The organism is Nocardia sp. NPDC004604, from assembly GCF_040609795.1.
Lineage (GTDB): Bacteria > Actinomycetota > Actinomycetes > Mycobacteriales > Mycobacteriaceae > Nocardia.
On record NZ_JBEXLC010000257.1, the window covers coordinates 1 to 6676 of the forward strand.

Sequence of the window (6676 nt, forward strand, 5' to 3'; positions counted from 1 at the left end):
GGCATAGGCGATGGCGGCTCGAAAATCGGCCTCGACGCCCTCGCGGGTCAACTCGCCGAGCAACCCGAAGGCACGTGTCCGGTTTTCGTCGGTCTCGGCCAGGCCAGCCGCGGTCTCCGGACCGGAACGGTGATAGACGTTCACGACGAAGGCCACATAGCCCAGCGCCGCGACCCGATCCACGATCTGCCGCACGTCCTCGGTCAAACCCCACAGTTCGGCCCCGACGAGCACCGCGGGAAACGTCGCCGTGCCCTCCGGCCGAGCGAGGTAGCCGGTCATCGGTGAACCGTCGACGTCGAGGTCGAATTGTTGGGATACGGTCTGGTACGTCATGGGGTACAGCCTAGGGCGCGACGTGATCTCCTGCGCGCGTTGGGAATCGGCTCATCCCATCGCTGTCCTGGTCTGCGACCAGACGCGGGCCAGACCGAGCAGATGCCGGAGTTCGGCGTCGAAATCGTGCCCGACCAGCGGCAGTCGCGGTCCGGCCCCGGCGACGGTCGGCACGCTGCCCGCCTTTCGAGCGCGGGCCGCATGGGCGAGCCGGCGAGCGTAATCGGTTATCTCCCAGTCGGATTCGAATGCAGGGTGCGGTTCGGCCGGGAGATAGGAGCCGAGGTGGAGCAGGGCGTCACGGATCTCGACGGTCATCCGAAATAGGCGGGTCGCCGGATCCGCACCGCGGCGGGCGTCGGCGGGCAGCACGATCTCCGGGACCGCGGCGGTGAGGTCGCGCCACAGCGGCCGCAATCGGCGACAGATCCGGCCGTCCCGATCCCATCCCGCCAGCGCGAGCAGTGCGCTGAGCAGTGGGATGGCGAGCAGGGTCACGTCGAGCACCAGGCAGAGTACGAAATCGAGCTCCCCGCGCGGCAGTTGCGGGCCGAGGTCGGGCCAACCGGTCAGCAATTGCGCCAGGGACAAAGCCTGATTGACCAAGACGAAGCCGCCGCTGATACCGAGCAGCCAGCAGACCAACTGCCCCTTGGCGCTGAGGTCGCCGATGCGGAGCTCACGGATGCCCGCGAACTGGAAGACGACCATATTGACCGCCAGCGGAGCGGCATAGGCGAATCCGAAGATCGCCGCGGGCCCGTGCACGCCCAGATCGACCGGTCGCCCGTTGTCCTCGGCCGCCATCCCGGACACCACCATGACGACGGTCGCCACCGCGGCGACGAGACCGCACCGACGGTGCCGACGCCATACGGCGGCGGGCTCGGTCTCGGCCACGATATACCGCGCCATGACATAGAGGTACATCGTCGTCATCACGACACAGCCCAGCGATAGCGCAGTGGGCAGACCGGTGATGCTCGGCATCGGCGCGCAGCGGTAGAGCAGCATGGCGGCAATGCTCCACAGCAGCATCCGATTGACGAGCTGATCGATGATCGTGTCCCGCAACAGCATCAGTCGCCCGGCCGTAATGACACCGATGTAGCCGAGCACCAGCCAGGCGACGGCTTCGGGAATCAGTGAGGACATCGATACCCTCTCGGCCGCGGAACTCGTGCCCGTCGAAGGATACTGCCCCGCACCACCGTGACGGAGGCTAGCCGGACGCTCGGGGACGACACAGGCAAGCGCCAGCACACCGAATTCCGGTGTGCTGGCGCTGGATTTCGCCGATCAGCCGAGCAGCACGAGCGCGCCTGCCCCGAGGAAGACGAGTTGCACGACGGTGCGCAGCGGCAGCGGCATGGTCTTGATGCCGATATCACCGCGCGCCGCACGGATATTCGCCGGGAACATCACGATCAGCAGCAGAATCAGGCCCGCGGCAGCCAATTTGGCGGTGGGCGGGATCAGCAGACCGATCGCGCCGCCGATTTCGAGCAGACCGGTAAAGGTGACCCAGCCCGCCGGATTGGGCAGCCGCGGCGGCACCATCGCGACCAGTGCGCCACGCTTGGGCTCCAGGAAATGCGCGCTGGAGGTGAGCGCGAACATCGCGGCCAGTCCGAGCGCGGCGGCGTGCGGCCAGGAGTCCAGCCAACCGAGGTTGCCGACCCAGCCGAGGAACCGAGCCAGTCCGGCGATGACGATGAGAACAACCAGCGGTGCCATCAGAGTCTCCTGTGGGTCGAGCACCTAATCTTGACAGTGACTAGATTAGGTTCGAGCTGGAAACTTGTCAATGGCTAGATTTTGGGCCACCATCGAGACATGGCGAAGAGCGGCTACCACCACGGCGATCTGCGGGCCACCATCCTGGCCGCGGCTGCCGCCCAGATCGCGACCGACGGCGTCGACGCGGTATCCCTGCGCGGGTTGGCCCGCCGGGCCGATGTCTCGCACGCGGCCCCCGCGCACCATTTCGGTGATCGCGCGGGGCTATTGACCGCGCTGGCCATCGAAGGTTTCGGTCTGCTCGCCGCGGAGCTGGCCGGGGCCGGACCCGACTTCCGCGAGATCGCGGTCGCCTATATCCGTTTCGCCCGAGAACATCCCGGTCACTTCGATGTCATGTTCCGGCGCGAACTCCTGCACGCCGATGACGAACGCCTGATTGCCGCCCGCACCGAGGCGGGCGCGGCCCTGCGTTCCGGTGTCGCGCTCATGCAGCCCGACAACACCGTTGAACAGCAACAAGCCACCCGCCTCGCCGCCTGGTCGCTGGTGCACGGCTTCGCGGCGCTCTGGCGCGAAGGGGCACTACAGGATTCGCCGCTGGCCAACGGTTCGGACCCGGAAACCCTGGCCCGCCGCATGGTCGCCACCGTCCACTTCGAATGACCACGGCCCGTTGATGTTTGACCGTAAGTTCTTGGTCATGGACATCCATGCCTACCCGACCGAGGCCACCATCCCGGTGGATCTCGCCGAGGCACAACGCATCGCCGACCACTACCTGTCCAGGGCCGACGACGCAGACCGCGGTATCTCCAATCTGCTCACCGAATTCGATTCGTGCTTCACGGTCGTGGCCATCTTCGCGCCGCCCCCGGGTATCGATCCGCACAGACACCCGCTCCCCCCGGCCATTGGCGGTTCGGTCTGCGTCATCGATAAACCAACCGGCGCAGTCTCCTACTGGCCCACCTACCCCACCGACCTGGTCGCCGAACAGTACACGCGGGCAATGCAATCCGGCCGACTGATCATCGAGGACGGCTGGCCGGAAGACGACACCGAAGACGACTGAGCACGGGATTCGGCTGGCGCGGTCGCGGACTGGGCGAGGTGGGCAGTGACGGCGGCGCGGTTGGGCGGCTGCGATCGACGCTATGGCCTATGCACGGACATCGAGTTCTGCCACCGGGGCTGGTTCGCCGCCCGGCCGGTCGACGGCTTGCAACCACCGGTCGATGCACTCCAGCAGTTCGTCGGGGTCGACGGGCTTGGTGATGTAGTCACTGGCGCCGGATGCCAAGCTCTTCTCCCGATCGCCCGCCATGGCCTTCGCGGTGACCATAATGATCGGGAGCCGGTCGAAGCGGGGCATTCCCCGTATCGCCGCGGTCGTTGCGTATCCGTCCATCTCCGGCATCATTACGTCCATCACGATGACATCGACATCCGGGTTGGCCTGCAGTGTTTCGATGCCTTTTCGTCCGTTGGGCGCGTGGTCCACCGACATCCCGTTCAGTTCCAGCACTCCCGCGATCGCCAGGACATTGCGGGCATCGTCATCGATGATCAGGACCTTGCGTCCGGCCAGCCTGGGCTGCCCTGCCGGGCGCGCCGGTGTTTCGAGCTCCGTCCGGTGCGGATGGGTCAGCAGCAGGATGAACCGTTCGCAGAACTCATCGGGCGAAGCCACCAGTTCGACCCGATGGTCCCGGGCGTACGTCTCGATAAGCCGTTCCTGGTCAGGATCGAGTTCACGGACCGGATGTGCAAGCAGCGGAATACTTCTCGACTCCGCGCCCTCGCGCAGGCGACGCAGGAATTCCGCCGTGCCGACGCCGGGCAGGCTCGCGTCCAGCAGGACACACCGATATGGATGGGCCGGCAAGGCCGCGAGTGCTTTGTCGGCGCTACCGACGGACTCGATGCGGACCGTCCCCGAGGTGTCCGCAAGTGCCCCGACGACCCCACGGACCAGCCGGGTCAGCGGCCGGCTCTCCTGGTCTTCTATGACAAGTACGGAACGATCGATCGGCTTCGACCGCGTCCTCGACTCGGCCGCGACCTCCAGTTGCGGTGTCACCGGAATATGGAGCGTGAACGTACTCCCGGCACCGAGTCGGCTTTCGGCACGAATCTCGCCACCGAGCAGGTTCGCCACCTGCCTGCTGATCGATAGGCCGAGGCCGGTACCGCCATATCGCCGGCTGGTGGTGCCGTCGGCTTGCTGGAACGCGGTGAAGATGGCCTCCAGGTTTTGCTCTGCGATGCCGATTCCGGTGTCGCTCACGGAGAATGCGATGCGGTCGTCCTGCCGCCATACCTTGAGCCGGATCATGCCTTTGTCGGTGAACTTGACAGCATTGGACAGCAGGTTGCGTAGCACCTGCCGCAGCCGCTGCTCATCGGTGTTGAGGTGAGCGGGAACGCCCGGTTCGACATCGACGTCGAACTCGAGGCCCTTCTCGCTGATCAGCGGCCGGAACGTGGTCTGCACGTATTCCAGCAACTGCCGCAGCGGCACGAACTCCCTTTGAATGTCCATCTTCCCGGCCTCGACCTTGGACAGGTCGAGGATGTCGTCGATCAGCTGCTGGAGATCCTTGCCTGCGGACTGGATCACGTTGGCGAATTCGACCTGCTTCGCGGTCAGATTCCGGGTTGTGTTCTGCGCCAGTATGCCCGCCAAGATCAGCAGGCTGGTCAACGGTGTGCGCAGCTCGTGCGACATGTTCGCGAGGAACTCCGACTTGTACTTCGACGCCAGCCCGAGCTGTTGGGCACGTTCCTCGATCTCCCGCCGGGCCTGTTCGATTTCGAAGTTCTTGATTTCGATATCGCGGTTCTGGCGGACCAGCAGCTCTGCTTTTTCCTCGAGTGCCGCATTGGACTGTTGCAGTTCTCCCGCAAGTCGCTGCGATTCCTCTAGTAGGGCGTCGGTGCGCGCATTGGCCATGATCGTGTTGGCATTCACGCCGATGCTTTCCATCAGCTGTTCGAGAAAATCTCGCTGTACCAGCGTGAACCGGCTGAAGGAGGCCAGTTCGATCACACCGAGCACCTGGTCCTCGAACACAATCGGCAGCACGATCAGGTTGGCCGGTCCCGCGGCCCCGAGACCGGAGCTGATCCGGACGTAGTCCGGCGGTGTCTGGTCGACCACGATCGCCTTCTTGGTCAGCGCCACCTGCCCGACCAGCGACTGGCCGAGGTCGAATACGACGTTGTCCGCATTGCGCCCGTAGCCCGCCATCAACCGCAGCCGGACGTGGTAGTCATCGGATTCCATTAAGAAGAACGCCCCGTACTGAGCGCCGACGAGCGGGGTGAGCTGGTTCATGATCAGCTGGGCGACGGCGGTGAGATCCCGGTGACCCTGTAAGCGTCCGGACATCCGCGCCAGGTTGGTATTGAGCCATGCCTGCTCTTCGTTGGTGCGGGTGGTTTCGCGGAGGGACTGCACCATTGCGTTGATGTTGTTCTTGAGTGCGGCGACCTCGCCTTGCGCCTCGACGGAAATCGATCGGGTGAGATCTCCGGTCGCCACCGCGCTCGCGACCTCGGCGATCGCACGCACCTGACGCGTCAGGTTGCCGGCGAGCTCATTGACGTTCTCCGTCAGCCGCTTCCAGGTTCCGGATACGCCCTCGACCTCGGCTTGTCCGCCGAGCCGGCCATCCTTACCGACCTCGCGCGCCACCCTGGTCACCTCGGCGGCGAACGCCGACAACGTATCGACCATGGTGTTGATCGTGGTCTTGAGCTCCAGGATCTCGCCGCGCGCATCGACGTCGATCTTCTGCGACAGATTACCGCGGGCCACGGCCGTGGTGACCTGGGCGATGGATCGAACCTGACTGGTCAGGTTGCCCGCCATCGAGTTCACATTATCGGTGAGGCTCTTCCAGGTGCCGGCGACATTGGGGACGCGCGCCTGCCCGCCGAGGATGCCTTCGGTGCCCACCTCGCGCGCAACGCGGGTGACCTCGTCGGCGAACGAGGACAAGGTGTCGACCATCGTGTTGATGGTCTGCGCCAGCGCGGCGACCTCGCCCATGGCTTCGACGGTGACCTTCTGCGATAGGTCGCCGCGCGCAACCGCGGTCGCGACCTGGGCGATCGACCGCACCTGATCGGTCAGATTGTCCGCCATCACGTTGACGGACTCGGTCAGGCCCTTCCAGGTGCCGGATACGCCTTTCACGTCGGCTTGGCCGCCGAGCCGCCCCTCCGTACCAACCTCGCGGGCGACGCGGGTGACCTCGTCGGCGAACGAAGACAAGGTGTCGACCATCGTATTGATGGTGTCCTTCAGCTCGAGAATCTCACCTCGGGCATCGACCCGGATCTTCTGCGACAAATCCCCGCGCGCAACCGCCGTGGCGACCTGGGCGATCGACCGCACCTGATCGGTCAGATTGTCCGCCATGAAGTTCACCGACTCCGTCAGGTTCTTCCAGGTGCCCGAGACTCCCAGCACCTGGGCTTGGCCACCGAGTTGACCTTCGGTACCGACTTCGCGGGCGACGCGGGTGACCTCGTCGGCGAACGAAGACAAGGTGTCGACCATCGTATTGATGGTGGACTTCAGCTCCAGGAT

Annotated in this window: 6 protein-coding genes; 2 read left to right on the plus strand and 4 right to left on the minus strand. The window is 65.1% G+C overall.

Going from position 1 to position 6676, the window contains the following annotated elements; translation table 11 throughout:
- The 3 genes from ABZW16_RS42485 to ABZW16_RS42495 all read right to left on the minus strand — a co-directional run.
- The coding region (locus ABZW16_RS42485; RefSeq protein WP_354961833.1) for a dienelactone hydrolase family protein at positions 1–336 on the minus strand (336 nt) is incomplete at its 3' end.
- Between the two features lie 51 nt (positions 337–387).
- Positions 388–1491 carry an MAB_1171c family putative transporter gene (locus ABZW16_RS42490; protein ID WP_354961834.1) on the minus strand — a complete coding sequence of 368 codons (1104 nt, stop codon included), beginning with the start codon at positions 1489–1491 and terminating at the stop codon, positions 388–390.
- A 144-nt stretch (positions 1492–1635) separates the two neighbouring features.
- A complete protein-coding gene (locus tag ABZW16_RS42495; protein ID WP_354961835.1) occupies positions 1636–2073 on the minus strand; it encodes a DoxX family protein in 438 nt (145 codons plus the stop codon).
- A 99-nt stretch (positions 2074–2172) separates the two neighbouring features.
- Here ABZW16_RS42495 and ABZW16_RS42500 point away from each other — a divergent pair, with 99 nt between their 5' ends.
- Positions 2173–2742 (plus strand): TetR-like C-terminal domain-containing protein, encoded by a 570-nt coding sequence (locus ABZW16_RS42500; protein WP_354961836.1) that lies wholly within the window; start codon positions 2173–2175, stop codon positions 2740–2742.
- Between the two features lie 37 nt (positions 2743–2779).
- Complete coding sequence (locus tag ABZW16_RS42505) at positions 2780–3151, plus strand: hypothetical protein (protein WP_354961837.1); 372 nt, start codon at positions 2780–2782, stop codon at positions 3149–3151.
- A gap of 87 nt (positions 3152–3238) precedes the next feature.
- Here the strand turns inward: ABZW16_RS42505 and ABZW16_RS42510 are convergent, their stop codons facing one another.
- Complete coding sequence (locus ABZW16_RS42510) at positions 3239–6646, minus strand: HAMP domain-containing protein (protein ID WP_354961838.1); 3408 nt, start codon at positions 6644–6646, stop codon at positions 3239–3241.
- Between the last annotated feature and the right edge of the window lie 30 nt (positions 6647–6676).

Excerpts from the sequence above, each read along its gene's own strand:
- ABZW16_RS42490 (WP_354961834.1), bottom strand. The coding sequence starts at position 1,491 with ATGTCCTCACTGATTCCCGAAGCCGTCGCCTGGCTGGTGCTCGGCTAC.
- ABZW16_RS42495 (WP_354961835.1), bottom strand. The coding sequence starts at position 2,073 with ATGGCACCGCTGGTTGTTCTCATCGTCATCGCCGGACTGGCTCGGTTC.
- ABZW16_RS42500 (WP_354961836.1), top strand. The coding sequence starts at position 2,173 with ATGGCGAAGAGCGGCTACCACCACGGCGATCTGCGGGCCACCATCCTG.
- ABZW16_RS42505 (WP_354961837.1), top strand. The coding sequence starts at position 2,780 with ATGGACATCCATGCCTACCCGACCGAGGCCACCATCCCGGTGGATCTC.
- ABZW16_RS42510 (WP_354961838.1), bottom strand. The coding sequence starts at position 6,646 with ATGGTCGACACCTTGTCTTCGTTCGCCGACGAGGTCACCCGCGTCGCC.